Annotated in this window: 29 protein-coding genes; 4 read left to right on the forward strand and 25 right to left on the reverse strand. The window is 39.2% G+C overall.

Translation table 11 applies throughout. The features are described from left to right. Positions 1 to 59: 59 nt before the first annotated feature. The 18 genes from AC6CH1_RS10215 to AC6CH1_RS10300 form a co-directional block, all read right to left on the reverse strand. Entirely contained in the window at positions 60 to 1,259 is a 1,200-nt protein-coding gene (locus AC6CH1_RS10215) for an iron-containing alcohol dehydrogenase (protein WP_498317395.1), read from the reverse strand. 137 nt (positions 1,260 to 1,396) lie between these two features. Then, on the reverse strand, positions 1,397 to 2,182 hold the full coding sequence (locus AC6CH1_RS10220; protein WP_251686874.1) for a vWA domain-containing protein: 786 nt from the start codon (positions 2,180 to 2,182) through the stop codon (positions 1,397 to 1,399). A 167-nt stretch (positions 2,183 to 2,349) separates the two neighbouring features. After that, positions 2,350 to 2,571, reverse strand: coding sequence for a phosphate-starvation-inducible protein PsiE (locus AC6CH1_RS10225; protein ID WP_079527783.1), 222 nt, complete (start codon positions 2,569 to 2,571; stop codon positions 2,350 to 2,352). A gap of 214 nt (positions 2,572 to 2,785) precedes the next feature. Then, positions 2,786 to 3,349, reverse strand: a complete 564-nt coding sequence (locus AC6CH1_RS10230) for an NUDIX hydrolase (protein ID WP_251686872.1) — start codon at positions 3,347 to 3,349, stop codon at positions 2,786 to 2,788. Between the two features lie 115 nt (positions 3,350 to 3,464). Then, positions 3,465 to 3,893, reverse strand: a complete 429-nt coding sequence (locus tag AC6CH1_RS10235) for a GatB/YqeY domain-containing protein (RefSeq protein ID WP_251686870.1) — start codon at positions 3,891 to 3,893, stop codon at positions 3,465 to 3,467. An 83-nt stretch (positions 3,894 to 3,976) separates the two neighbouring features. Further along, on the reverse strand, positions 3,977 to 5,197 hold the full coding sequence (locus AC6CH1_RS10240; protein WP_498317397.1) for a hypothetical protein: 1,221 nt from the start codon (positions 5,195 to 5,197) through the stop codon (positions 3,977 to 3,979). Continuing rightward, positions 5,190 to 5,687, reverse strand: a complete 498-nt coding sequence (locus AC6CH1_RS10245) for a sigma-70 family RNA polymerase sigma factor (protein ID WP_498317399.1) — start codon at positions 5,685 to 5,687, stop codon at positions 5,190 to 5,192. The genes AC6CH1_RS10240 and AC6CH1_RS10245 overlap by 8 nt, the downstream gene beginning before the upstream one ends. Positions 5,688 to 5,789: 102 nt before the next feature. Next, positions 5,790 to 6,446, reverse strand: coding sequence for a phosphate signaling complex protein PhoU (gene phoU / locus AC6CH1_RS10250; RefSeq protein ID WP_251686864.1), 657 nt, complete (start codon positions 6,444 to 6,446; stop codon positions 5,790 to 5,792). A gap of 18 nt (positions 6,447 to 6,464) precedes the next feature. After that, positions 6,465 to 7,238: a phosphate ABC transporter ATP-binding protein PstB gene (gene pstB, locus AC6CH1_RS10255; RefSeq protein ID WP_427711562.1), complete on the reverse strand. Its 774-nt coding sequence runs from the start codon at positions 7,236 to 7,238 to the stop codon at positions 6,465 to 6,467. Positions 7,239 to 7,292: 54 nt separating this feature from the next. Next, a complete protein-coding gene (gene pstA / locus AC6CH1_RS10260; protein WP_251686862.1) occupies positions 7,293 to 8,171 on the reverse strand; it encodes a phosphate ABC transporter permease PstA in 879 nt (292 codons plus the stop codon). 1 nt (position 8,172) lies between these two features. Beyond that, positions 8,173 to 9,117, reverse strand: a complete 945-nt coding sequence (gene pstC / locus AC6CH1_RS10265; RefSeq protein WP_251686861.1) for a phosphate ABC transporter permease subunit PstC — start codon at positions 9,115 to 9,117, stop codon at positions 8,173 to 8,175. Positions 9,118 to 9,222: 105 nt separating this feature from the next. Further along, positions 9,223 to 10,194, reverse strand: a complete 972-nt coding sequence (locus AC6CH1_RS10270; RefSeq protein WP_251686859.1) for a PstS family phosphate ABC transporter substrate-binding protein — start codon at positions 10,192 to 10,194, stop codon at positions 9,223 to 9,225. 159 nt (positions 10,195 to 10,353) lie between these two features. Further along, on the reverse strand, positions 10,354 to 10,767 hold the full coding sequence (locus AC6CH1_RS10275) for a response regulator (protein ID WP_498317401.1): 414 nt from the start codon (positions 10,765 to 10,767) through the stop codon (positions 10,354 to 10,356). A gap of 52 nt (positions 10,768 to 10,819) precedes the next feature. Continuing rightward, entirely contained in the window at positions 10,820 to 13,030 is a 2,211-nt protein-coding gene (locus AC6CH1_RS10280) for a peptidoglycan D,D-transpeptidase FtsI family protein (RefSeq protein ID WP_251686855.1), read from the reverse strand. A 191-nt stretch (positions 13,031 to 13,221) separates the two neighbouring features. Further along, the gene (locus AC6CH1_RS10285) at positions 13,222 to 13,665 is read right to left on the reverse strand and encodes a universal stress protein (RefSeq protein ID WP_251686853.1); all 444 of its coding nucleotides are present in this window, start codon (positions 13,663 to 13,665) and stop codon (positions 13,222 to 13,224) included. Positions 13,666 to 13,830: 165 nt separating this feature from the next. Continuing rightward, positions 13,831 to 14,268, reverse strand: coding sequence for a DUF1801 domain-containing protein (locus AC6CH1_RS10290; protein WP_251686851.1), 438 nt, complete (start codon positions 14,266 to 14,268; stop codon positions 13,831 to 13,833). A 283-nt stretch (positions 14,269 to 14,551) separates the two neighbouring features. Next, positions 14,552 to 15,157, reverse strand: a complete 606-nt coding sequence (locus tag AC6CH1_RS10295; RefSeq protein WP_251686849.1) for a superoxide dismutase — start codon at positions 15,155 to 15,157, stop codon at positions 14,552 to 14,554. A 236-nt stretch (positions 15,158 to 15,393) separates the two neighbouring features. Beyond that, positions 15,394 to 15,873: a DUF456 domain-containing protein gene (locus AC6CH1_RS10300; RefSeq protein WP_498317403.1), complete on the reverse strand. Its 480-nt coding sequence runs from the start codon at positions 15,871 to 15,873 to the stop codon at positions 15,394 to 15,396. A gap of 144 nt (positions 15,874 to 16,017) precedes the next feature. Here AC6CH1_RS10300 and AC6CH1_RS10305 point away from each other — a divergent pair, with 144 nt between their 5' ends. The 4 genes from AC6CH1_RS10305 to AC6CH1_RS10320 all read left to right on the forward strand — a co-directional run bounded on the left by AC6CH1_RS10305 (position 16,018) and on the right by AC6CH1_RS10320 (position 18,766). Then, positions 16,018 to 16,524, forward strand: coding sequence for a DUF1189 family protein (locus tag AC6CH1_RS10305; protein ID WP_498317405.1), 507 nt, complete (start codon positions 16,018 to 16,020; stop codon positions 16,522 to 16,524). 74 nt (positions 16,525 to 16,598) lie between these two features. Beyond that, positions 16,599 to 16,934, forward strand: coding sequence for a protein YqfZ (gene yqfZ, locus AC6CH1_RS10310; protein WP_251686843.1), 336 nt, complete (start codon positions 16,599 to 16,601; stop codon positions 16,932 to 16,934). Between the two features lie 128 nt (positions 16,935 to 17,062). Beyond that, positions 17,063 to 18,172: a flavodoxin-dependent (E)-4-hydroxy-3-methylbut-2-enyl-diphosphate synthase gene (gene ispG, locus AC6CH1_RS10315; RefSeq protein WP_079527831.1), complete on the forward strand. Its 1,110-nt coding sequence runs from the start codon at positions 17,063 to 17,065 to the stop codon at positions 18,170 to 18,172. An 18-nt stretch (positions 18,173 to 18,190) separates the two neighbouring features. Further along, entirely contained in the window at positions 18,191 to 18,766 is a 576-nt protein-coding gene (locus AC6CH1_RS10320) for a 5' nucleotidase, NT5C type (RefSeq protein WP_251686840.1), read from the forward strand. A 78-nt stretch (positions 18,767 to 18,844) separates the two neighbouring features. On the opposite strand, the gene AC6CH1_RS10325 is transcribed toward AC6CH1_RS10320, so the two are convergent. The 7 genes from AC6CH1_RS10325 to AC6CH1_RS10355 are packed head-to-tail and all read right to left on the reverse strand — an operon-like array spanning position 18,845 to position 25,321. Further along, a complete protein-coding gene (locus tag AC6CH1_RS10325; RefSeq protein ID WP_498317407.1) occupies positions 18,845 to 19,657 on the reverse strand; it encodes a C40 family peptidase in 813 nt (270 codons plus the stop codon). Continuing rightward, positions 19,654 to 20,439: a serine hydrolase gene (locus AC6CH1_RS10330; protein WP_498317408.1), complete on the reverse strand. Its 786-nt coding sequence runs from the start codon at positions 20,437 to 20,439 to the stop codon at positions 19,654 to 19,656. The genes AC6CH1_RS10325 and AC6CH1_RS10330 overlap by 4 nt, the downstream gene beginning before the upstream one ends. Before the next feature lie 4 nt (positions 20,440 to 20,443). Beyond that, a complete protein-coding gene (locus AC6CH1_RS10335) occupies positions 20,444 to 21,382 on the reverse strand; it encodes a S66 peptidase family protein (RefSeq protein ID WP_498317410.1) in 939 nt (312 codons plus the stop codon). A gap of 3 nt (positions 21,383 to 21,385) precedes the next feature. After that, positions 21,386 to 22,336, reverse strand: a complete 951-nt coding sequence (locus AC6CH1_RS10340) for an oligopeptide/dipeptide ABC transporter ATP-binding protein (RefSeq protein ID WP_498317412.1) — start codon at positions 22,334 to 22,336, stop codon at positions 21,386 to 21,388. After that, the gene (locus tag AC6CH1_RS10345; protein ID WP_008407551.1) at positions 22,329 to 23,375 is read right to left on the reverse strand and encodes an ABC transporter ATP-binding protein; all 1,047 of its coding nucleotides are present in this window, start codon (positions 23,373 to 23,375) and stop codon (positions 22,329 to 22,331) included. Before AC6CH1_RS10345 ends, AC6CH1_RS10340 begins: the two co-directional genes overlap by 8 nt. 15 nt (positions 23,376 to 23,390) lie before the next feature. Next, entirely contained in the window at positions 23,391 to 24,377 is a 987-nt protein-coding gene (locus AC6CH1_RS10350; protein ID WP_251686830.1) for an ABC transporter permease, read from the reverse strand. Next, a complete protein-coding gene (locus tag AC6CH1_RS10355) occupies positions 24,377 to 25,321 on the reverse strand; it encodes an ABC transporter permease (RefSeq protein WP_251686827.1) in 945 nt (314 codons plus the stop codon). The genes AC6CH1_RS10350 and AC6CH1_RS10355 overlap by 1 nt, the downstream gene beginning before the upstream one ends. Positions 25,322 to 25,416 lie beyond the last annotated feature (95 nt).

Below are 25,416 nucleotides of genomic sequence, written 5' to 3' on the forward strand. Positions count from 1 at the left end.
CAAACCCCAATTTTCTTTAAAAGAAAATCGGGGTTTACTTGTTTAAATAGCTCTATCCATTATTCCTGAATGATTTGGTATAAATAAAACATTTCATCTTTATTTACAATGCGCGGTACCGGGTAAAGCGGATTCGCTTCTTGTAATGCGCGCTCCACCATCAATGGCACATCACGGTTAATGATTCCTGTTATTTTTGGAGGAATTTCCATCTTGTTATTCAATTCTTCAATTGCTTCGATAAATAACTCTGCCTTTTTTTCATCACTGTCTGTTATTTTTCCGATGCCTACAATTGTCGCAAGTTCTGCTAACGGCTTTGCAGCGCTTTCCCCGTAAAATCGAAGTACATGCGGCAGGATCACCGCATTGGCAAAACCGTGCGGAACTTGATAAAATCCGCCGAGTGTATGAGCAATGGCATGGACGTAGCCTACATATGCACGAGTAAATGCAAGCCCTGCCAAATAAGAGGCGCGTTGCATTTCCGTTCTAGCTTTCATATCTGTCCCATCTTCATAGGCACGTACTAAATACTTAAAAATAAGAATAACAGCCTCGCGGGCATATTTCCTCGTTTCCTCAGTATTGCTTTTTCCAATATAAGCTTCCACTGCATGTGTCAATGCATCCATTCCCGTTGTAGATGTAATATGAGGAGGCAAATTAATTGTTAATACCGGGTCCAATACAGCATAGTGCGGTACAAGTACCGGATCCATAATGGCGAATTTCTCATGTGTTTCACTATTTGATACGACGGCGGCAATCGTCCCTTCGCTCCCCGTACCAGCGGTTGTCGGAATAGCAAAAAACGGCGGCATTTCTTTTCTTACTTTAAATAAACCTTTTAAATCAGCCAGTGATTTTTCTGGGCGTGCGATTCTTGCTGCAACCGCCTTGGCACAATCCATCGGTGACCCTCCGCCAAATGCTATAATGCCATTACAATGATGCGCATAATACAATTCCATCGCTTCTTCAATATTTGTGAAAGTTGGGTTTGGAACCGTTTTATTATAGACCACAAATGCAATATTTTGCTCCTGTAAGCCCTCTAATAACGTATCCATAAGCCCCAGCTTGTGAATTCCTTCATCGGTAATCACTAAAAGCATATTTAAATCTAAACTTTTCACAAGTTCAGGCAATCTATCGAGGCTGTTTTCCCCTTGGAGTAATTCTGGCTTTCTCCAGTTCATAAGCTTCATACCGACACGCATGGAACTTTGGACGGTTCTGCAATAGGCTGTATACATTGAACGAAACACTCCATTTCTCTCTATTTATGTATCCTTTCTTTAAATATTCCGCATCTTCTTTTAAAATTCCTTGTTTATAACAAAATCCGCCCAATTAAAAAACGAACCCGTAACGGATTCGTCAATAAAAATCATTAATCGTTTGCAAAAAATACTTTGTCGGCAAATGCAATCGGCTGACTTTCAAAATTGGTCTCGCTCATTGCGATGACGGCCAGGTCGATATCAAGCTCCTGCATTTTTCCTGCCGTAACTTGTTGTTCAAATTTATGGAAATCGGTAAATTGATTGTCCGTAATAATCATGAGGTCCCGCTGATTATCAATATTATCTTGAGTAAACAATTCAATCGCCTTGTCTATTGCCGGTAAAATCTGAGCATCTCCAGTTAAATACTGCTGTAAAAATTGGTCGAACAATTCAATATCAATTTTTCCATTTTTAAAAAGAAGCGGTTGAGCAGGTTTATTACTAAACGGAAGAATAATTAAATCCCTCTTCTGGACAGCACATAAGTTAAATAGCGGTAATATGGTCCCTTTAGTAAAGGCTTCATACTCCTGCATGGCGTCAGATTGCTGTACGATGACAATCATCGGCGAATAACGATTTTTCATCTCATCAAACGATACATACAATACATTTCCATCTATAACCATCCGATCTTTCAGCAATTGCTTTTGTTGCTCAATCGGAAATAAATAATCTTTATCCTGTATTTTTGGCATCGTTGCTTCCACTTCTGCAATCATTTCTTCCAGTGCAATTGCAATTTCGATAACCTCTATAAATAGTGGTTGTTGACCAAATTTCTCAAGAAACTGTTGCTGCTGATTTTCATCTAAAGCTTGAAAAGATGCGTTACGATATAAAAAATGAAGAATTTCATCGGTTAAAACAGTCTTATATTCATTTGTCATGTGAAACCCCTCCATCTGTTTTCAAATCAATACCGATAGTATAGCGAAAATCAATATTAAAAAGTAGTAATTTAAACTTCGCACGAATAACTGACTTTATATTCGTGTTTTTCTGCATAAAAAAAGCGGTATCTCTAGGATACCGCACCACACATAAATGTATGTAATTATAATTTTTGAGTTAAAGCGTGTAAAGTATCTTTCAAATCACGATCGTTATTTGAAAGCTCGATTAAGTTTTCTAAACGTTCGTGTAAGACAGGACGTTCAATTACTAGTTGCTCATCTAAAACTTGAACAAATAATTCAATAAGCATACGATTTTGAATTAATAATGCTTCTTCCACTCGGTCTGGGTTAATTTTATATTCTTTTACTTTTTTCGCCATTTGAAAATAGCCTCCCTTTTGTTTATACAACGTTATTTTAGCACACGGCTGTTTAATTTTGTGAAATTATTTCATTTTCAGCAATCGTTTGTGTTTTTCTGTACATCAGTCAGTTGTATCCAGAAAATCTTCGTATGAAAAAACTTCATCCCATGGCATGAAGTTTTGAAAAGCTGTATTGTTAAATACCAATTTCATCAGCCGATCTTTGCGTTTAACAGCCGATTTTTTTTACCTTTTCAATAATTTTCTCATAGATTGGAATCATATGCGCTTCTGTACATTTTTCAGCAACTTCATCCAATTCGATCCAGCCGACTTCACTGTTTTCATCGAGCTTCGCCTGAAACGTTGCTTCATCTCCGACTTCAAATATATAAGTCACATTGAAATGTAAATGTGCCGCAACATATTTCCCGTTCTTCATATGTCCGATAACCGGCAGTATATCAAGCGAAATAATATCTTCCTGGATTGCATTTGCTTCTGGAAGACCTGCTTCTTCCATCAGCTCTTTTTTGGCTACATTAAATAATTCCGGATCACCGTCTGCATGACCGCCCATCCAGCCCCATGAATTATAAATATTATGATGAGCCATTAGTACGCGAGTACGGTCCGGGTTGAATACAAAAGCAGAAGCTGTAAAATGCAGAACTTCATTGTTTCGTGTCAGGACATCCGACAAAGTTGCCATTGCACGTAAAATGATGTCCCGATCCTTTGCTTCCTGTTCATTATATGGTACATACTGTTTAATCTGTTCATGTAAGGTCATTGTAATCCTCCCTATTCTAATCCTTTTAAATTGTAAAAAGTAAGTATAGAAATATAGCGAAAAGGACGTGACCGCAAAATAAATGCGGCACACCTCCTTTTCATAGATTTTCGATTTAGGAAATGAGCGTTTTGACAACTTTTGAAATTGTCGCCCCATCTGCTTTTCCATCAAGTAATGGCTTTGCAATTTTCATTGCATCTCCCATATTCATTCCTGAGGCAATACCTGCTGCCTGAAGCTCAGCTGAAATTTCTTCCTCTGTTAACTGTTTTGGTAAAAAGCTTTTCAAAATAACTAACTTTGCTTCTTCTTTTTCTATTAGGTCTGAACGTTCCGCTTGCTTAGCACCTTCCAGTGACTGGTTTGTCTGCTTAATTTCACGATTAATGACAGCAGTTTCTTCCTGTGGCGTCAATTCCGCGCCCTTTTCCTTTTCTGCAGCATCCAATGCGGACTTCACTAAAGTCAATACTCCTTTAGCTAACGCATCTTTGTTTTTCATCGCTTGCTTTAATTGGTCAAATACAATTGTTTTTAACATGCTGTCTACCCCTTTACACTTAAATAAGTACGTAACTTATTTGAATTACCTTTATTGTACCATGTACCCTTTCATTTCATAAATTATTCATAAATAAATTGTTGAAATAAAGTTAATATTTTTTTTGAAGTAGATTCCGTAAATGTGGCCAACTCTTTCTTACCAAACTGAAGGATATAAAGCAGATCTTTCTCGTTCTGCCAAACCGTATAGGATTTCCCTTCAATATGGACAATACAAAGCGGCGGCTCCAGTATTTCGATTGCCTCTTCATTTATAAGTGTAGCTTTCTCGTATATCTCGTTAAATTCTTCTAGAACTGGTTCGGTTAATGATATCTCTTTTATTTTTTGGGCGTGTTCTTTAGGCAAAAGTATTTCCAGACCATAATGAAGACCTACACCTGCGAATTCAATTCCTATTCTGTCTTCTGAAATTACCGTTTCTTTTAAATTTACATAATCGCCTACTTGAACCGGCTTTTGCGGATCGTTTATAAACCATGCAGCAAATTTATCTACAAAAATACGAGGGGACATCTGATTATATTCGTTTGTTGTCATATTTTTAACAAATAAAAACATATTATCCTCTACCGCTACTACTGAACCAGAAGTACTTGAACTTTTATTAGCTGAAATTATAATATTATGTTGTTCTTTAAACTGATCTAATTGTGATTTATAATGTGCTTCCATGTAGGAGGATCCCATGAAATCTCCATAGGAATTAGCAATTCCCGGTAGCATTTTCGCGTAATCCTGATACATTCTCTCTTCTAACTTTTTAGCATAGGCAAACCTCTCGATTAATAGAGGGGCAATATTTTCATCAAATTTTTCTTTAGAAATATGAGCAGAAGCTGATGCCAATACCCCTGCAAAATCTCTTTCTCTCCATTTTTGTTCTAGGAGATTTTTCGCCTGCTGACGATCCTCATCTGAAATCGTAATTCCTGTACTCTTTGCATATTTAGGTATTCCTATAATCTCCACCATTTGTAAGTAAGCATTAGCACGACTAGTCTCTATATCGCCTTTATAATCCATTTCTTCAAGTGCAGTGATAAATTCAAATAAATCTTCATTCGTAGGTTGGTCAGCTTGCTTAATATCCATCATTTGCGGAATAAATAACTGCCAGGTAAAAAGGAATAGAGACACAATTACTACAGGCAATAAATAGTAGCCTATTTTTACTCTTTTGTTACGAGGCTTTTTAAGTAATAGAGCATTTTTTACAGCAGTTTCACTTTCCGTTAAATCTCCTGCAACATCCATTAATGCTTTTTTGAACTCATTCATGACGAAGCACCTCCCATTCTCCTTCCAGCACTGGCCTTAATTGTTCGCGTCCCCGTCTTAAACGGGTCTTTACAGTATTTTCGTTAATCTGCAATATGGCCGCCACTTGCAGGACACTCATTTCTTCGTAGTAATACAATATAATTGGTTCCCGGTATATCAATGGCAGCTTTAAAATAGCTGCCCCGATATTGGAACGTTCTTCTTGCTGGATGACATGATCATGGTCCGTCGCTTTCATCCACCATTTCGTATCAAATTGTATTTTTTTATACGCCCAGCTCTTTAAGTAATCTTTACTTTTATTAACCGTCATCTTTGTTAAATATGCTCTTAATTGACCGCTTTCCGAGTAGCCGGAGTGCATAAATTTTATGTAAACATCCTGTACAATGTCTTCGGCAGCATGGCGATTTTTTGTGTAAAAGTATGCGATGCGCAATAAATGCTTACTGTATTCATCAATAATCTGCTCGATATCCTCATTCATATTACGCCGCCCCCCTTTCTTACATTGTAAACGATTGCCAATTACCCGACGTTTCAAAAAAACAAAAAAGTATAAGAAGTTTCCTCCCTATACTTTGGACATTTAATTATTCAGCTCATAATGCTTCCCTTTTACAAGGTAGAATAAATGCTCGGCAATATTTGTTGCATGGTCTGCCGCACGTTCAATACAGCGGCATACGTAGGATAAACTTGTCACTTGCGCCACATGTTCATTGGAAACAGACAGCTTCATTAAGTTACTGAGCGTATTGCCTGTTAATTCGTCGACTTCATCATCAAGATTCGCAATTTCTTTTGCCTTGATTGTATTTTCCTCTATAAATGCATCGACAATTTGGCGCAGCATTAAAATCGTTTTATGGAACATTTCCTCAATCGGTTCCACGCTTGTGACAAAAGGTGCATTCCCTATGCGTATCGATTCCTTTGCAATATTGACCGCATGATCCCCGATTCGCTCCATATCTGATGCTGCTTTGATGACAACGATTAAGCGACGCAAATCAGTCGCAACAGGCTGTTGTTTTGCAATCAGTAAAATCACACGGTCATTGATCAATTCTTCCAACCGATTAATTTTCGGATCGGTATCAATTACCTGTAGAGCTAAATCAATATCCTTTTTTAAAAAGGCTTTAAAAGACTCCTGTAATGCATGAATACTTAAATCACACAGTTCCATTAAATCTTGCTGTACCGCTATTAGATCTTGTTCAAAGCGTTCTCGAATCATCATATCATTCTCCTTTTCTCATTATCCAAAACGACCGGAAATATAGTCTTCGGTGCGCTGATCTGACGGCGTCGAGAAAATGATATCTGTTTTATCAAACTCCACGACTTCCCCGTTCAGGAAGAAGGCCGTTTTGTCGGAAATACGTGCTGCCTGCTGCATGTTATGTGTCACGATGACGATTGAATACTGTTCTTTCATCTGCTGTACAAGCTCTTCTACTTTTAATGTCGAAATCGGATCAAGCGCTGATGTCGGCTCATCCATTAAAATGACATCCGGTTCGATTGCCAGGCAGCGTGCGATACAAATACGCTGCTGCTGACCACCCGATAATCCATAGGCATTTTGGTTTAAGCGATCTTTTACTTCATCCCAAATGGCTGCACCACGTAATGACTTTTCAACAATTTCATCGAGAATTTTCTTATTTTTAATCCCATGAATGCGTGGGCCGTATGCGATATTATCGTAAATCGACTTTGGAAACGGGTTCGGCTTTTGGAATACCATACCGACTTTCGTTCGAAGTTCTTCCACTTCATAGCCGTTCGAAAAAATATTGCGGCCACGGTAATTGATCTCCCCTGATGTACGTACGATTGGCACAAGTTCAACCATCCGATTTAATGCTTTTATATAGGTTGATTTCCCGCAGCCAGAAGGCCCAATAATTGCCGTTACTTCATTTTCTTTCATGTCCAAGTTGATATCTTTTAAAGCATGGTGATTCCCATACCATAAATTAAAGTTATTAGACTGCATGACATTCGCCTGATTCGATTCGATGCCCATTGCAGGTTGACGCACATTATTTTTCGTTAATAGTTGGACCATTCCATTTCACTCCTAATATCGTTTTTGGAATTTATTTCGAATAAAGATTGCAATGGAGTTCATCGTTAACAGGAAAATCATTAATACGATGATTCCGGCAGATGCCACATACTGGAACGCTTCTTGCGGACGTTTTGCCCAGTCGAAAATCTGCATCGGCAAAGCGGTAAATGTATCGAGATAACCCGTTGGCAAAAATTGTAATATCACCGGGATTCCGATTACTACTAATGGTGCTGTTTCACCAATTGCGCGTGATAACGCTAAAATACTACCCGTTAGAATTCCCGGTATAGCAGCTGGAAGAACAACCCGGACAATCGTTTGCCATTTCGTCGCACCCATTCCATATGATGCTTCCCGTTGTTCATTAGGTACCGCGCGGATTGCTTCTTGTGCTGCTACGATAATAACCGGCAATATTAGTAAACTCATCGTCAAACCGGCTGCCAAAATACTTTTTTCAAAGCCAAACAGTCGTACGAAAATTGTTAATCCTAGTAAACCGAAAACAATTGAAGGTACCCCTGCCAAGTTAGAAATATTTATACGGATAAAATCATTTAATTTGTTTTGCTTTGCATATTCCTCCAAATACAGCGCTGTACTTACCCCTAAAATAATCGAGACAGGAGCAACTACGCTCATTAGCCATAAAGATCCGACCAGCGCTGCTTTAATCCCTGCATTTTCGGGAATACGTGACGCGAAGTTTGTAATGAAATTCATATCTAAAAAACCAAGTCCCTGCGACAAAATTCGGTAAAGTAACATACCTAAAGAAACAAGGGCAAAACTTGTAGCAATAATGAAAATGATTTTCCACAATTTATTCGAATTGAGGCGTTTATTCATCCGCTTCATTACTAAATCTTCTTGAATATAGCGCATATTAATACTCCTCTCGGAAGCGTTTTGAAATATAGGTTGCGAGTAAATTCATCGCTAATGTGAAAATAAACAATGTGAATCCAACAGCGTAAATCGAGTAGTAAATTGTTGTACCATAGCCGGCATCACCTGTCGTAACTTGCACGATATAGGCGGTCATCGTTTGAATCGAATCCGTAAAGCCAAAGTCGAATTTTGGTGTAGATCCGCCTGCCAGTGAAACAATCATCGTCTCCCCTATTGCCCGGGAAATACCTAATACGACAGAAGCGACAATTCCAGATAATGCGGCTGGCAGAACAACTTTCACTGCTACTTCGAATTTTGTTGCACCTAACCCTAATGCACCTTCCCGAATCGACCTTGGAACTGAGCTCATCGCATCTTCGGACATTGAAGTGATCATTGGAAGTATCATAATTCCGACAACGATCCCAGGACTGATTGCGTTGAAAATTTTTAAATCTGGAATAACCGCCTGTAATATCGGTGTAATGAATGTTAAGGCAAAGAACCCGTAAACAATCGTCGGTACACCTGCAAGTACTTCTAAAATCGGTTTAATGATTTTTCGTACACGTTCTGATGCATATTCACTCAGATAAATGGCAGCGCCTAAACCGAATGGCACTGCTACAATAATAGCAATCAGTGTAATTTTAAATGTCCCGAATATTAATGGTAATATTCCATACAACGGCTCCTTACCTGAGAATGGCAGCCATTCTGTACCAAATAAATAATCTGTAATCGACACTCGCGTAAAGAATTCGAATGTCTCGAATATTAGTGTAAATACAATCCCAAACGTCGTAAGAACCGAAATCGTCGCTGCTAGAAATAACCCCATAGGTACTAACTTTTCGATTACTTTCTTTCCTTTGCGATTGCGCGAACGTTCGATTAATTGTTGGACACTTACTTGCTCCTGTTGTTTAAGAGCCATGTGCGAAAACTCCTTCCAGTCATCTATATAAATTAAATCAATCAATTTTCAGAATTAAAAAATGTGTGGGGCATGAGAGCCACCCCACACTATTAAACATCGAAATTATTTTAGTGTTTCCAACTCTTTTAAAGCTTCTTCATACTTTTCATCTGGCAGGCCAACATAACCTACTACTTCTGCCATTTCACCAGCGTTTTCAAGTGTGAATTTCATGAAGTCATATGTAGCTTCATTGTCTTTAACCGCACTGTTTTTCACATAAACGAATAGTGGACGTGATAATGGAGAATATTCACCTGATTCGATTGTTTCGTTTGTCGGTTCCACTCCGTCTACAGTTACAACTTGTAATTTGTCTTTATTTTCCAGGTAGTACGCATAACCGAAATAGCCGATTGCATTTTTGTCTGCTGTTACACCTTGTACTAACACGTTGTCATCTTCAGATAATGTTGCCGATTTAACAATGTCTTCACCATCTAGAATGATCTCATCGAAGTAATCATACGTACCTGAGTCAGAACCTGGTGAGTAGAATACGATTTCTTCATCCGGCCATGATGGATCAATATCAGACCATTTTTTCGTAGAACCGTCTTCAACCCAAATCTGTTTTAATTGATCAACTGTAAGATCTTTTGCCCAAGTATTTTCAGGATGTACAACTACTGATAAACCATCGTAAGCAAGTTCAAATTCTGTATATTCTACTCCTGCATTTTTAAGCTCTTCCATTTCAGTATCTTTGATTGGACGAGAAGCGTTTGAGAAATCCGTTTCACCATTGATGAATTTTTCGAATCCGCCGCCTGTACCAGATACACCAACTGCTACGCGTACATCTTTTTGTACCGCAGCGTATTCTTCAACTAACGCTTCTGTAATTGGAGCAACTGTTGATGAACCATCGCCTACTACGTTACCTGTTAATTGTGCGCTGCCAGCTTCTGCTTGTTCTGTGTTTGTTTTTGCTGAAGTTGACGTTTCATCACTATTTTCTTCTCCGCCACATGCTCCTAAAAGAATTGCTGAACCTAGTAAAGCTGTTGATGTTAAGTACTGCCACTTTTTCATTTGTAATTCCTCCGCTTGTTTAATAGATGTTTTTCTTACATTTCCAACTATAGAGAAAATTTATTAAGCTTATATAATTCAGCCGTTAATTGAATGTAAAGCTTTGTAAATAAAAAAGACAATTTACGGTAGCTCTCCGCAAATTGTCTCATTTTCTTCTTATTGAATCTTTTTTACACTTTTTATGTTAATAAGTTTAATAGAATGTTCTGTAAATGTTGGCATTTCCTTTTTTGTCTTTACTTTATGTACATAAAGTAAAATCGTTTTTGCATCTTTTGGATGGGCATAGCCTTCAAACGTCGCATTATATAACACCGAACCATCCCGCAAAGTAACCGTCGCTTTTTTAGCATCGACCAGCTCCCTCAAAAAGGGAAAGGCTTTAATATTCCGTTCACGTTCAGCACGGACTAAGCGTGGTTCCAGTATTAGCAGGAGCCCTTCAAACATAACGATATATATAACCGACATTAAGATTATGAGCCACACCGGCATGTCCATAAATGCTAAAATCGCTGCATTACTTAAGGCACCGACGATAACGACAATATGTACGATTTTCTTTCTCATCGAATCTTCCCCTTAAAAAAATCCCGTAGCTAGACACTACGGGATCTTTATTTTATTCATTTACTGTTTCGACTTCTTCGTCCTCATCCAGCTTTTCATCAGAATGCTTAATGATTGGTTTTTCTACTTTACTTGTAGATAAGCCCTCATCCGCATATTTGTTTTTTAACTCAAAATATGAATCAACTAATTCACGAGCCGTCAAATTCGCCTGTGGTAAATAGTTATTGTTAAAGTTCGTCGTTGCCCATGGATAGATGACTGCATATGCAATCTCTGGGTCATCGTACGGAGCAAAACCTACATGGACAATGTTAATCGTGTTCGTTTTCCATTTATCACGCTGTGGTCCATAATAAACTACCTCGGCTGTACCTGTTTTACCAGCTGCTGTATAGTCTGCCGTTTCAAATTGACGACGAGCAGATCCATTCGCACCGAAGTAAACGCGGCGTAAACCTTCTTTAACATGATCAATTTCCTGTTGGCTGTTTTCAATTTTGTTTAAAATTTTAGGTGTTACTTCTTCCACAACTTGCCCTAAATATTCTCCATCTTTAGACGGGTTGCGAATTTCCTTTAACATTCTTGGTTGGATGCGGTAACCATCATTTGCAATAGTTGAAATATATTGTGCCAATTGCATCGTTGTATACGTATCAAACTGTCCGATTGCCAAGTTTAATAGTTTTACATCGGTATCCGGGTCAGCCTGATAGCCAGTTGATTCACCAGGAAGGTCAACCCCCGTTGGTACACCTAGTCCAAACTGCGCATATTCATTTCGCATTGTTTGCAATGTACCTGATGCTAAACTAAATCGCATACCAGGTGAATACGTACGACCGCCAATACCCATCGCAATTTTGAACATATAGACGTTTGATGAACGCTCTAATGCCGTCAAATCATTCAGCATAACACTACCAGTCTTGTTGAATAGTGTATTTAAGGTAATGTTACCGATTCGCATGGGTGAATCGAGCATGACAGTTCCTGGCTTAATAACTCCTTCATTGTATCCCATTAGGACGGTTGCTGCTTTTACAGTTGACCCAGCTTCATATGCAGACGTAAATGTACCGTAAGAATAGTCAACGATATAAGGTTTGCCCGTGTCTTTATCTTTTTCAATTTTTTTACCAACTACCGATAAAAGCTCGCCGGTTTTTGGATTCATTGCAACTAAAAAGCCGCGATCCAGTAATTGGGAACCACCTTTAGCTTTCAATTCCAATAAATATTTTTCTAAAATTTCATCAGCTTTTTGCTGGAGTTCCACATCGATCGTTGTTACTAAATCTTTACCGGGCTCCCCTGCGAAAGTCGTCATCGTTTCAACCACTTGACCTTTTTTATTCGTGATGTTTTTAACGACCGATTTTTCACCTTGCAATATTTCTTCATACTGTGCTTCAAAATAACTTTCCCCAACACGGTCGTTACGAGAATAATCACGAGCTAAATAATGGTTCAGTTTCGATTTAGGCACACCTTTACTCGGTACCGTTGTTCGGCCTAATATTGCCAACGGGGATAATCGTACGCGTTTCCAATCGGTTGTCGTATTCACACCAGGCAGATCCGCCAACTGTTCTGAAACTCGGGCAAATTCTTCTGGTGTAACATTCTCACCTTTAATAATTTGCGGTGATAAATTATAGCCCGTCATCATTTCACGATAAATGGCCAGAACTTCCAGGTCAAATTCTGTAAGCTGTTCCAATTCTTTATCTGTAATCCGATCCCGAATCCGTCGATCGTATTCTTTATTGATTTCCTTCGTTTCTAAATCTTCATTTTCAAGTTGGAATTTCGTCATTTCCTTTGTTGTAACTTTTTCTTTTGCCTTTTCCGGATTCCGTAAAATCCAGAAATCTAATTTATCTCGATGGGTCACTTTTTCTGTCGGCTGCTCGATGATATGTGCAAGTTTTTCTGCAATTTCAAGCATTTCAGCGGATTTTGTCGTTTGCATTTTTGTATACGTAATCGCATTTTCCGGCTGATTATCAACTAAAATACGACCATAACGGTCAAAAATACGGCCACGGGGTACACTTGTATTCACCCGTACTTCCTCTGTACGCTCTAATGCGCGGACATAATCTTCACCTTTTACAATTTGTATATATCCTAGACGAAAAATTAGTAATGAGAACAAAACAAATATTGAAAAGAAAAGGACATTCATCCGAAAAGTTAAACTTGCCCGTTGCTTTGCCTTCGGATTTTGCTGACGATTTTGCGTAATTTTGCGCAAAGAACACTTCCCCTTCCTTACTTTATGTAGCGTGTACATGAATGTATAGTCATAGCTTTTAGTATAACACTGAAAACTCTACGAAAAAAGAGTTCAGATTTTAATTATTCATCTTTTAGACGGCTGTGCTTTTATAAAGTTTCATAAAAAAAGAAGCTTCACGAAAATAAATGTGGAGCTTCGGCATTTAATTAAGTATTTCTTACAACAAGGACGTCACAGCGGGCATTTCTTAAAATCCCTTCCGATACGGAACCTAGGAAAAAACGGGCTAATTCCCCTTTTCCTGTTACGCCGCAAATAATTAAATCAATTTCTTCCTGCTGAGGGATATCTCGTGCGATAACGTGCTTCGGTGTCCCGTATTCAATAATTTTTTTGATATTTGTAAACCCTGACTGCTGCGCTTTTTTCTCAAAAGAATCTAAAAGATCCTTTTTATTATTCGTAAACTTTTCCGCCATCTCAAAGTTATAGCCTTCTGAAAATGCAAAGGAACGAGTATCAATTACATGAACGATATATAGCTTACTTCCGACATTATTGATTGCAACTTGCACAGCTCTTCTAAAGGCAATCAGCGACTCCTTTGATTCATCCACGGCAACCAGTATATTTTTGTACGTCATGCTCATCTATTCCTCACCTCTTTATAGTTTATTCATCTGAAGTTTGGTTTAGGTGTACTTACGACTAGAAGAGAAGGAATAATCAAGAAAAAAAGCCTTGCAACCGGAGTTACAAAGCACATCAGAAAATTTAGAACAATATAGGAGTATACTTATTTAACCAGGTACTGTTTATTTCTGCAATGCATTTTCATAGGTAGTAATCCACTGCTCCACCGTAATCTTTTTACTTAGTTCCCCGATCAATTTATATGGTATATGTTTTGTTGAAGTAAAACGAATACAGCTTTTCCCCATATTCAGCTTTGTTGGAACCGCTTCGGCATAGGATTCCTGAAACCATTTGAGAAGTTCAGGATCACTATAGATGCCCATATGATAAAGCCCAATATGGCGTTTTTGTGGAGCAAGGGCCAAAAACGGTAGTGGTGTACCCGGTGTTACATGATACCCTTTTGAATAGGTTGTTAATGGCACATTATATACGATCATATTCCGGTCAATTGATTTTTCAAACCCTGGAGGCAAGTTTTCATCAATTGTCTCCATTAATTTTATATAAGCACCGTGCCACTTCTCATCAATTTGTGCGATAAATTCATCAATCATGCACTGCACCCCAATTCTGTTTATTATTTTTGAGCGTAGCAAATTACTGTAAAAAAATACATAAAAAACGCATGGAAGTAACGAAACTTCTCATGCGTTTATGGTTAACCTATTTTGTACCTGCAGCTTCGCTTTTGGTACATAAACAATTAAATTTGAGTGTTCAAATTTAATTATTTTGCTGCTTGGTATTTAGCTTCTACTACGTCCCAGAAGTGCTCCTGTCGCTTCGCTTTCGTCGCAAACTGGTTGTCCGTTTAGTATATAGCTACTTCTTCGCATATTATTTTGCAGCTTGGTATTTAGCTTCTACTACGTCCCAGTTCACTACGTTCCAGAATGCACCGATGTAGTCCGGACGACGGTTTTGGTAGTTTAAGTAGTATGCATGCTCCCAAACGTCTAAGCCTAGGATTGGCGTTTTGCCTTCCATTACTGGAGAGTCTTGGTTTGGAGTTGAAGTAACAGCTACACCGTCACCATCAACGATTAACCATGCCCAACCTGAACCGAAACGAGTTGTTGCAGCTTTTGCGAATTCTTCTTTGAAAGCGTCAAATGAACCGAATTTCGCATCGATTGCAGCAGCTACTTCACCTACTGGAGTGTTAGAACCGCCTGGAGCGATTAATTCCCAGAATAATGAGTGGTTAGCATGTCCGCCACCGTTATTACGTACAGCAGTTTGTTTGTCAGCTGGTAAAGCATCGATGTTAGCGATTAACTCGTTGATGTCTTTGTCAGCGTATTCAGTACCTTCTACTGCTGCGTTTAAGTTTGTTACGTAAGTATTGTGGTGTTTAGAGTGGTGAATTTCCATTGTTTTTGCATCGATATGTGGTTCCAATGCGTCGTAAGCGTAAGTTAATTCTGGTAATTTGAATGCCATGATAATATTCCTCCCTGGAACAAGTAATTAATGTTGATTACAATACTAGGTTATCAAAAAATGATTCCTCATTCAATGAAAAAAACAGTAATATTTGCATTTCAGTCTTTTGACGGAAAGGCTCGCATTACTTGTCTTACCTGTTGTTAGTAATCTTTCCTTAACTAGTGTAAGCGATATCTATTTGATTTTACAAATATTTGCTCCTTATCAATTCAATATCCTTCAATCCTAAACTAAATGGCAATAAAAAATAAGACAATCATAACCACTTGAATAATCCCTTTTGTTACGACCGATGTTAAAAATCCTACAACTGAACCAACACCAACTTTAATTGCCTGCTGTAGATTGCTTCGTGTCACAATTAATTCACCGATGATCGCACCGATAAACGGCCCCGCGATAATACCCGCAAACGGAATAACAAATGGACCGATCAATAGACCAATCGTACTTCCCCACATCCCAGCTTTTGATCCGCCGAATTTTTTCACTCCGACGAGATTTGAGATCGTATCCGCTACAAATAACAGTGCAACAAAGAGTAGCTCAATTACCCAGAACCACCACGGCAATTCGGTAAAACTGTAAAATAGCCCATAAATGATAAACCCGCCAAGTAAAAATAAGACGGATGGGATAATCGGATATACTAAACCGATAAACGCAATAACAAACAGCGCTATAATAAGTGTCCATGCAATAATATCCACTCATTTCACATCCTTTCAAATCTTCTTCCTATTATGTTTTCACAAATTATACGTAATGTACGAAGAAAAGATTCAATTTATTTTTCCGAGTTCAAATTAAAATTTTTTCATGTTACACTACTTTTAAAGGAGTATTCGATTATTATGAAAATTTCACATATGCAGTTATTTATACATAGTTTAACGAGCCCTAAAAAATTGGGTGCATACCGAATTCTATCAATCGGTAAAGTGATGCAGTATGCCTTTTTAATGATTACCCTCATTACCGCTTTTTCATTCGGTCAATTTATCAATACCGGTACAGCCGAGATTTTCGGCTATTCGGAAATTGAACAATATGCCAAGAATATAGAGTGGATTGTTTATCCGATTGCCATTGTATTTTTATTCGTACTGAATACGTCGATTTATTTTATTAAAGTAAGTTTATATGCACTTGCAGGTCTGTTTTTCGTTAAGCCGATGAGACGCCGCGGTGAATATCGGCAAGTATGGCGAACAGCTGTTTTTGCAAGTACTTGGGGAACATTTATAACGATGTTCGAAAATCTGTTTATATTCTCACAAACAGTTATCACAATTAGCAGTATTTTTATTACAATGCTCTTTATAATCGTTGCATTAACAAAATATCCCGTACAAAAATAATAAATTCTCCTTATGAATCATATAGTTTAACAATCTATTAACGAGTTGAACTGAAGAGATAAGGAGGATTTTTTTTGCGCTTTTTAATAGCTTCCATTGTGCTTTTGCTGTTTGCGTTTGTCATTAAAGTAGATTTACAGGAAGGTACGCTCCCATTAGCCTCCTTTTATGCTGCTCCGCAATCGTGCGAGGAAGCAGAAAAAGGAAGCTATGTAGTCGTGAAAATTCAGCAGGACGATACCATTTACAGCCTATTTTCAGCAACACCCTCACCTATTAAAACTACTTTCCCTGAAAGACTTGCCCAATTTTATCAACTTAATCCGCATTTAAATTTACAGCCACTTGTACCAGGAGATACTGTCCTAATCCCAATCATCTCGAACGTGAAGGAAAATTGTCTAAATTGACTTCATAATGTTTCTTCCTTGTTCTTCTTTTCATACACTGATAAAATAAGGAACAGTGACGGCTTACATATCGTTATATCTATTAGGAGATGTAACACATTAAAAGCCTGAAAAGGAGAGAATTTTTCATGAGTGAAATCGTTCACCGTACGAAAACACGTCCTGTGCGTGTCGGTAACTTAACAATTGGTGGTAATAACGAAGTCGTAATCCAAAGTATGTGTACGACGAAAACACATGATGTAGAAGCAACAGTTGCCGAAATTAAACGTTTAGAAGAGGCAGGTTGTCAAATCGTACGTATTGCAGTACCAGATGAGCGTGCTGCAAATGCAATACCTGAAATAAAAAAACAAATTAATATCCCATTAGTAGCGGATATTCATTTTGATTACAAATTAGCATTAAAAGCCATTGAAGGTGGCATTGATAAAGTACGTATCAACCCAGGTAACATCGGGCGCCGCGAAAAAGTAGAGGCAGTTGTAAATGCGGCAAAAGCAAAAGGTATACCAATCCGAATCGGTGTTAACGCCGGTTCTTTAGAGCGTCATATCCTCGAAAAATACGGTTACCCTACTGCAGATGGAATGGTAGAATCTGCATTGCACCACATTAAAATTTTAGAAGACTTGGATTTCCATGACATTATCGTTTCGATGAAAGCATCAGACGTAAACTTGGCAATTGAAGCATATGAAAAAGCATCAAAAGCATTCAATTATCCACTTCATTTAGGTATTACAGAATCTGGTACATTATTTGCCGGTACTGTTAAATCAGCTGCCGGTTTAGGTGCGATTTTATCTAAAGGTATCGGGAATACTTTACGTATTTCTTTATCTGCAGATCCAGTGGAAGAAATTAAAGTAGCTCGTGAATTATTAAAATCATTCGGCTTGGCATCAAATATGGCGACATTAATTTCTTGTCCGACTTGTGGCCGTATCGAAATTGATTTAATTTCAATTGCCAACGAAGTTGAAGAATATATTTCAAAACTGAATGTTCCGTTAAAAGTAGCTGTTTTAGGCTGTGCAGTAAACGGTCCTGGTGAAGCACGTGAAGCAGATATCGGTATTGCCGGTGCACGTGGCGAAGGGCTTTTATTCATGAAAGGTAAAACAGTTCGTAAAGTTCCGGAAGAAACAATGGTGGAAGAACTGAAGAAAGAAATCGATAAATTAGCTGCTGAAATGGTGGCAAAGCGTGAAGCAGAAGCAAATGCAACTGTTTAAAGAAATGAGGTAATGGAAATGACAAACTTAAAACATCGGTTCGGCATTGATATTGACGGGACTGTTACATGTCCTGCCACATTGATTCCACATATTAATAAACAGTACAACATTAATATGACGCTACAAGATGTAACGGAATATGATTTTTTAAGTGGCTTTCCGCACCCTATAGACCGCGCACAGTTTCAGGCCTGGTTTAAAGAAAACGAGCCACGAATGTATGAAGTGAGTGAGCTTGCTGCAGATGCACACCGTATTTTAACAGCCTGGCAAAACCAGTATGAGCTTTATTATATTTCTGCACGTGGAGAAAATGTTTTCGATATTACGAAAAACTGGTTTGACCAATTTAAAGTACCTTACGACCATATCGAATGTATCGGCAGTCATAACAAAATTGCCATCGCAAAAAAACATGCAGTAGAAGCTTTTTTCGAAGATAAACATGATAATGCAGTGGAAATTGCCGAAGAGCTTAAAATCCCTGTCATTTTATTTGATACACCGTACAATCAAATGCCTGTACCGAATAACGTCATTCGCGTTAATAATTGGGTAGAAGCTAACGATTGGATCCTTAAAAACTTTTAATTGAACTAAACCAATTTCCATTGAAACTAAAAGGGCCAACTCAGCGTAATCTTGCTGAGTTGACCCTTTTTTGTTGGATTAAAAAATACTGCCGTACTCCGTAATCGTTGTGGCCAAGTCTTCACGGTAATTCTCATGCTGCAGGTTCAGGCTATTCACATTGACCTCGTTCCCGCCTAGAGAGGAATGGATATACTCGTCATTTCCAATATACATCGCTACATGGCCAGGGAAGAAAATCAGATCTCCCGGCTTTAAGTTGTCGCCTTCTATTTTCCTTAATGGGAAACCTTCCTCTATTTTCGCATCACGGTAAATGTAAGCACCGTTCAGCATATACGCCATTGATACAAGACCTGAACAGTCAATACCTAAAGGCGTCTTTCCACCCCATCGGTATGGTGTCCCTATATAGCGAAAAGCTGTTTCCACGACTTGCTTGCGAAATACTTCTTCATTTGTCGTATATACTTTAATACGATCCTGAATCCAGGCTGCCCGTACATACCCTTCTTCCCCTGTAACAAGCTGCACTTTTGCCCATGTAGGATCAAGACCTGCTTCCAGTACCACTTTAATAAAGGCGCCTCGTGTCAATGTGATAATGTTTTCACTTTGTATTTTTGGTGCTTTAAGGACATCGGCAAAGCTTTGTATTACGACATCATTCGCTTCATATACCCAGTTTGCAGTAGGTTCACTTCCGAGATACAAGTTGGATTTTAGTGTGTAGCCTTCGTAACGGTAAAACGTTCGTATTTTGACCCAATTTTCATCAATTTCTTCTTGTACTTCGACTGGCATCCCGTACAACGCTTCATCGATTAACTCAGAATGTCGGTCCGGTGCTGCATGTAAACTCGCAATTTTCATTTTCACAACGGCATTCAATCGATTCCCTCCTCCTGTTTTGTAAAATAGTCATAGACGATTTTAGAAATAGTACCAATCATTTGTCTCGCTTTGTCATTGTCGGTCACTTCTGTAATGAAAACTCCGATAAAATAATCGCGTTCTTTTGCAAAAATAATTCCAGTGTCATGGTCGACCGTATCGAGACCGCCTGTTTTATGCGCCATTTTCACATCATCTACGATATAGCGTTTGAGTGATTCATTACTGCGCTGCCTGCTTAAAATATCGAGTGCAACGATATTCCACTCTTTTGTTAGTAGCGTACCTCTATATATTTGCCGGAAAAGGTGCTGCATATCCTGCGCTGTTGTTTCATTATCAAAGCCAAGCTTTTGACGTTCAAAATCCATCATTTTCCGCTGGACCCGAGTATTATGTAAGCCGATTTCTTTAAAATAGTTATTGAGTCCATCCATGCCTAATAGATCGATACATACGTTTGTTGCTGTATTGTCACTCGTAATCGTCATCCAAAGTAATAGCTCGTGCAGTGAAGCTCGAGTTTTTCTCTGCTCAGTAATCACACTGAACTCGACCATGTTTTCCGGCTCAATCTCGTAAACGTGATTCATATTGCCATTCGTTTTTTGCAGATGAGCCAAAATAGCAATGAGAATCGGCACTTTGATTATACTTGCACTGCTGAAAATTTCCTCGTCCCGATTTTTCCAGACGATATCGTTAGTATTGTAATCTTCTACAATGACATGCACTTTATATGGGGACTGTGCAATAATACGATTAAGTTGTTCATGCATCAAACTAACCTACAACCCGAATTGATTTATTCGTCGCATCGATTGTGACGGTTTTACCAAGCGGCAATGACATCGTCGGCAGCACATGACCACATGTTACATCTTTTAATATTGGAATATTCAAAGGTACTAAAATTTCTTCAAATACCATATCCAAACTCAAATTATTATCTGCGTTATTTAAATCCATTGGTCCACAATCCGTCCAACCACCCAGCAAAATACCTGACAGCTGCTGAAGTTTCCCCGACAATGACAGCTGTGTCAGCATCCGGTCGATCCGTTGCACATTTTCATCGATGTCTTCCAAAAAAAGAATCTTGCCTTTCAAATCAACCTCGTATGGTGTCCCAAGAGATGCCGCAACAAGTGTTAAATTCCCTCCAGCTAGTTCTCCTGTAGCAATACCGGGCACAACCGTGTTCATTTTCTGGCCATTTGCATTTTCCAGGAAATAATCATTCCACTCAGTATTCGTCACACTGTTGATGAAATATCCCCATGTATAGTCATCCATTTCAGGACGAATAAATTCAGTTGATGGCATCGGTGTATGGTACGTTACAAAACCGCATTGCTGATTGAAAACAATATGCAGTGCTGTCACATCACTATAGCCAGCAAATACTTTCGGGTTTTCTTTAATCATCTTCAGATCAAGCATTGGTAAAATACGTGTCGCCCCATAGCCTCCACGAATACAAAAAATACCGTCAATTTCAGGATTCCGGAACATGTCATTTAATTCTTTTGCCCTCAGCTCATCACTGCCTCCAAAATAACCGTGTCGCGCTCTGCACGTTTCCCCCACAACAACACGGAAACCCAACTTCTCCACTGCCTGGATAGCACGTTCGATACGATGTTCGGGTGTTGCTCCGGATGCGCTAATTAATGCTACAGTATCGCCTTTTTTCAGTGACCTTGGAATTATCATTGCCATCGTCTACACTCCACTTCCGGCAAGCACCGTCCGATACTGTGCCTGCTCTTCTTGATTGGCCAATACGAAATGTCCTTCTTCAATTTCAACAAATTCAGGTGGATCCATTTCATACTGATGAACATTTGGATCGTACACTTGCAGCTTTTTTCTGCGCTCTTTTAGCGGGTTCGGTTCTGGAACGGCTGCCAGTAATGCTTTCGTGTAAGGATGCAGCGGATTGTTGAACAGCTTTTCCGTTTCACCCAGTTCAACGATTTTCCCCTTATAAATGACCGCCGTCCGATCTGTAATAAAGCGGACAATCGACAAGTCATGGGCGATAAATAAATACGTTAACTCACGATGTTCCTGTAAGCTGGACAATAAGTTCAAGACTTGAGCTCGAATCGAAACGTCCAGTGCAGAGATTGGCTCATCCGCTACGATAAATTCCGGTTCCATGACTAGCGCTCTGGCAATGCCGATCCGTTGACGCTGCCCGCCTGAAAATTCATGCGGGAAACGTGAAGCAAATTCCGGCAGCAGCCCGACTTCCAGTAATGCTTTTTTTACTTTATCGATCCGCTCCTGTTCATTGCTGTACCTTTTATTATTGATCAGGCCTTCCGAAACAATATAGTCAACCTTTGCCCGTTCATTCAAAGATGCGCCCGGGTCCTGGAAAATCATTTGAATCTTTTGTGTAATCTCACGGTCCCATGCACTGGAAATACGGCCATTAATCTGTTTTCCATGAAATAGAATTTCTCCGTTTGTTATCGGGTTAATACGCATAATCGCACGGCCGATTGTCGTTTTCCCGGAACCGGATTCCCCTACAAGCCCGAATGTTTCACCTTTATATATATCGAAGCTCACGTTATCTACCGCTTTGAACTGTTTTTTACCTTGTCCAAAAACGATATCAATATTTTTCACTTCAATCAGTTTTTCTTTATTAATTTTAGTCATTTGCATATTGTCTCCCTTCTGCGAAAAAGGCTTGCAACACTTCAGGCGGCTCTACTTTCGGTGCCTTTGGATCAAGCAGCCACGTGCGTGCATAATGGGTATCGGTCACTTTGAAAAAAGGCGGACGTTCAACAAAGTCGATTTTCAATGCATATTGATTCCTAGGTGCAAACGCATCCCCTTTTATTTCTTTAAACAAATTCGGCGGTGTTCCTTTGATTGAATATAATTCCTCGCCCTTATTTCCTAATTGAGGGAGTGATGAAATCAATGCCCATGTATACGGATGTTTCGCGTCGAAAAATACTTCCTCGGTTTGTCCAACTTCAATAATATCCCCTGCATACATAACCGCAATTCTGTCCGCGACTTTTGCAACGACTCCTAAATCATGGGTAATATAAATTGTCGACAGCAAATATTTCTCCTGTAAATTGGTTAACAGCTGCAATATTTGTGCTTGTATCGTTACATCAAGTGCTGTTGTCGGCTCATCACATATTAGGATTTGCGGATTGCAGGCAACAGCAATCGCGATCACGATTCGCTGACGCATCCCCCCGGAAAATTCATGCGGGTATTGCTTATAGCGGCGCGCAACATCATGAATTCCAACATCGCGCAGCAGCTGCAATGTTTTTTCATACGCATCATTGCCCTTCAAACCTTGGTGCAGCACGACACTTTCTTCAATCTGCTTTCCGATTGTTTTCAGCGGATTAAGCGATGTCATCGGGTCTTGTGTAACCATGGCGATTTTTTTGCCGCGAACTTTCAGCCAATCTGCCTCTGTTTTAAATTTCGATAAATCATGACCGTCAAAGTGGATTTGTCCATCCGCAATATAGCCGTTTTTATCAAGCAGACCCATGATTGATTTTACTAACACTGATTTCCCTGAACCAGATTCTCCAACGATTGCAAGACTTTCCCCTTTATATAAATCGAGCGAAATATCACGGATAGCCGTCAATGTTTGTCCACGCAGTTTAAATTTTATGACTAGATTTTCGATGGATAATATTTTTTCCTGTTCCATATAACGCCCTCCTCTTTAAACATGATTTTTCGGATCTGCCGCATCTGCAAATGCATTCCCGATAATATAAAAGGCAATCGTAATGACACTCAGCACGATACTCGGGAAAATAAGCTGATAACGTAAATCCGGTGACATCATCAGTACCCGTCCTTCATTGATCAAGTTTCCTAATGATGGCTCACTAACCGGCAATCCAAGACCGATATATGTTAAAAATACTTCCGCACCAATTGCTGCCGGCACTGCCAAACTCATTCGCAGCATAATGACCGAAATTAAGTATGGGAGCAGGTTTTTCAAGATGATTTTGTAGCCGGGTGTTCCTAATGTTTTCGATGCCAGATTGTACTCACGGTCGCGCAGTATGACTATCTGATTTCGCAGGAAGCGCGCCATTTCAACCCAGCCGGTTATACACATGGCAATAATGATCGTCGATATGCCAGGCCGTAAAATATATGCCATTAAAATCAGCACAATCGTTGTCGGAATATTATCCACGATATTGTATAGCTGGGTGATCGGTACCTCGAGCTTTCTCGAATAGCCCCACAAAGCCCCAACTGTAAAGCCGATCAGAACTTCGATAATCGCCACTGCAAAACCGATAAATAAAGAAGTTCTTGTCCCTTCCCAAATTCGGGACCATAAATCCTGACCGATTGAGTTTGTCCCAAAAATATATTCATCATTTGGAGCAACATTCCGGTCCTGCATTCCTGTATCCGGATTTAAATAAATCTGAGTCGGCGATTTCTGATCTGGTAAATAAGGTTGGACAAATGTAAATGCCATCAATACGATGACAAAGACAAGCAAAAATACTGCAATTTTATTTTTACTAAAGGAGCGGAAGGTCGAACGCCAATAAGAGTAATTGGAATAAGCTGTTTCTTCCGCTTTTGCATCATCGACAGCGGCAAAGTCAAACATATGATCATGCAGCTGTTCTGTTGATTTTTCCGAAATATTCTGAATCTCTTTCGTGAAAATTCCCATTAGCGTACACTGTCCCCTTTCCCTAGTTTAATTCGAGGGTCAACAATTGCCATAAGTAAGTCCCCTAAGATTAACCCAATGATCCCTAGTGAAGAAAATACAAGCACTAAACCTTGTACGACATTGTTATCCTGGCGCTGAATCGCATCTACGAGCAACCCACCCATACCTGGAATCGAAAATAATGATTCAATGTAAATCGAACCGGTAATCGTAAATAAAATTGTTGCCGGTAAATATTGCGCCATTGGTATGAAGGCATTTCTCATCACATGGCGGAACATAATCGTACGCTCTGTCACACCTTTTGCACGTGCCAGCTTAATATAATCCTTGTTCAGCTCATCCACCATATAGCGTCGCATCCACATTGCATATGAAGCAATCGGACCAAGTGCCAAACAGATTAACGGTAAAATAAAACTCCGGGGATTGTATTCATCAAACAGCATCGGCAAATTGAGCCATTCCGAAATATACATCTGAATCATGAGGAAATAAACCATCGCCGGTACCGCTACTACAATAACGATATAGCCTGTGCCAAGCCTGTCGAGCCAGCGTCCTTTAAACTGCGCCATTAAAATGCCCAACGGTACACCAACTAGTAATGAGAGTGCTACAGCCCCTAATCCGAACAATATGGAATACATCATTTTATCTTGAATAATGTCAAGTACTGGTACATCTGTACGGTATGTAATCGATTTTCCTAAGTCGCCTTGAATAAGGTCAATGTAGAAGTTTTTTAGTTGGACTAATAACGGATCCCGTAAGCCAAGATTTGTTAAATAGATTTCCTGTTGTTCTGGCGACATTTTTTCTGCTGCCGCGCCTAAATAGCCTTCATCAGGCATTAATCGTAACAGGGAGAAAACTATTGTCACAATGATAAATAACGTCAATATGGATTGCGCGAATCGTTTCGCAATATACTTTAACAAACACGTTCCCTCCTCAGTAATTCCTCGGCGTAATGACGTCCGGTGTCTTGTTTGTCGCTTGCGCCAATTACTCTTTTAATGAATCCGTAACATCA

It is taken from the genome of Solibacillus sp. GQ1 (genome assembly GCF_059758555.1).

Bases quoted from the DNA above. Each gene is read 5' to 3' on its own strand.
- AC6CH1_RS10215 (WP_498317395.1), bottom strand. From the start codon at position 1,259: ATGTATACAGCCTATTGCAGAACCGTCCAAAGTTCCATGCGTGTCGGT.
- AC6CH1_RS10220 (WP_251686874.1), bottom strand. From the start codon at position 2,182: ATGACAAATGAATATAAGACTGTTTTAACCGATGAAATTCTTCATTTT.
- AC6CH1_RS10225 (WP_079527783.1), bottom strand. From the start codon at position 2,571: ATGGCGAAAAAAGTAAAAGAATATAAAATTAACCCAGACCGAGTGGAA.
- AC6CH1_RS10230 (WP_251686872.1), bottom strand. From the start codon at position 3,349: ATGACCTTACATGAACAGATTAAACAGTATGTACCATATAATGAACAG.
- AC6CH1_RS10235 (WP_251686870.1), bottom strand. From the start codon at position 3,893: ATGTTAAAAACAATTGTATTTGACCAATTAAAGCAAGCGATGAAAAAC.
- AC6CH1_RS10240 (WP_498317397.1), bottom strand. From the start codon at position 5,197: ATGAATGAGTTCAAAAAAGCATTAATGGATGTTGCAGGAGATTTAACG.
- AC6CH1_RS10245 (WP_498317399.1), bottom strand. From the start codon at position 5,687: ATGAATGAGGATATCGAGCAGATTATTGATGAATACAGTAAGCATTTA.
- phoU (WP_251686864.1), bottom strand. From the start codon at position 6,446: ATGATGATTCGAGAACGCTTTGAACAAGATCTAATAGCGGTACAGCAA.
- pstB (WP_427711562.1), bottom strand. From the start codon at position 7,238: ATGGGCATCGAATCGAATCAGGCGAATGTCATGCAGTCTAATAACTTT.
- pstA (WP_251686862.1), bottom strand. From the start codon at position 8,171: ATGCGCTATATTCAAGAAGATTTAGTAATGAAGCGGATGAATAAACGC.
- pstC (WP_251686861.1), bottom strand. From the start codon at position 9,117: ATGGCTCTTAAACAACAGGAGCAAGTAAGTGTCCAACAATTAATCGAA.
- AC6CH1_RS10270 (WP_251686859.1), bottom strand. From the start codon at position 10,194: ATGAAAAAGTGGCAGTACTTAACATCAACAGCTTTACTAGGTTCAGCA.
- AC6CH1_RS10275 (WP_498317401.1), bottom strand. From the start codon at position 10,767: ATGAGAAAGAAAATCGTACATATTGTCGTTATCGTCGGTGCCTTAAGT.
- AC6CH1_RS10285 (WP_251686853.1), bottom strand. From the start codon at position 13,665: ATGAGCATGACGTACAAAAATATACTGGTTGCCGTGGATGAATCAAAG.
- AC6CH1_RS10290 (WP_251686851.1), bottom strand. From the start codon at position 14,268: ATGATTGATGAATTTATCGCACAAATTGATGAGAAGTGGCACGGTGCT.
- AC6CH1_RS10295 (WP_251686849.1), bottom strand. From the start codon at position 15,157: ATGGCATTCAAATTACCAGAATTAACTTACGCTTACGACGCATTGGAA.
- AC6CH1_RS10305 (WP_498317405.1), top strand. From the start codon at position 16,018: ATGAAAATTTCACATATGCAGTTATTTATACATAGTTTAACGAGCCCT.
- ispG (WP_079527831.1), top strand. From the start codon at position 17,063: ATGAGTGAAATCGTTCACCGTACGAAAACACGTCCTGTGCGTGTCGGT.
- AC6CH1_RS10320 (WP_251686840.1), top strand. From the start codon at position 18,191: ATGACAAACTTAAAACATCGGTTCGGCATTGATATTGACGGGACTGTT.
- AC6CH1_RS10330 (WP_498317408.1), bottom strand. From the start codon at position 20,439: ATGCATGAACAACTTAATCGTATTATTGCACAGTCCCCATATAAAGTG.
- AC6CH1_RS10335 (WP_498317410.1), bottom strand. From the start codon at position 21,382: ATGGCAATGATAATTCCAAGGTCACTGAAAAAAGGCGATACTGTAGCA.
- AC6CH1_RS10340 (WP_498317412.1), bottom strand. From the start codon at position 22,336: ATGACTAAAATTAATAAAGAAAAACTGATTGAAGTGAAAAATATTGAT.
- AC6CH1_RS10345 (WP_008407551.1), bottom strand. From the start codon at position 23,375: ATGGAACAGGAAAAAATATTATCCATCGAAAATCTAGTCATAAAATTT.
- AC6CH1_RS10350 (WP_251686830.1), bottom strand. From the start codon at position 24,377: ATGGGAATTTTCACGAAAGAGATTCAGAATATTTCGGAAAAATCAACA.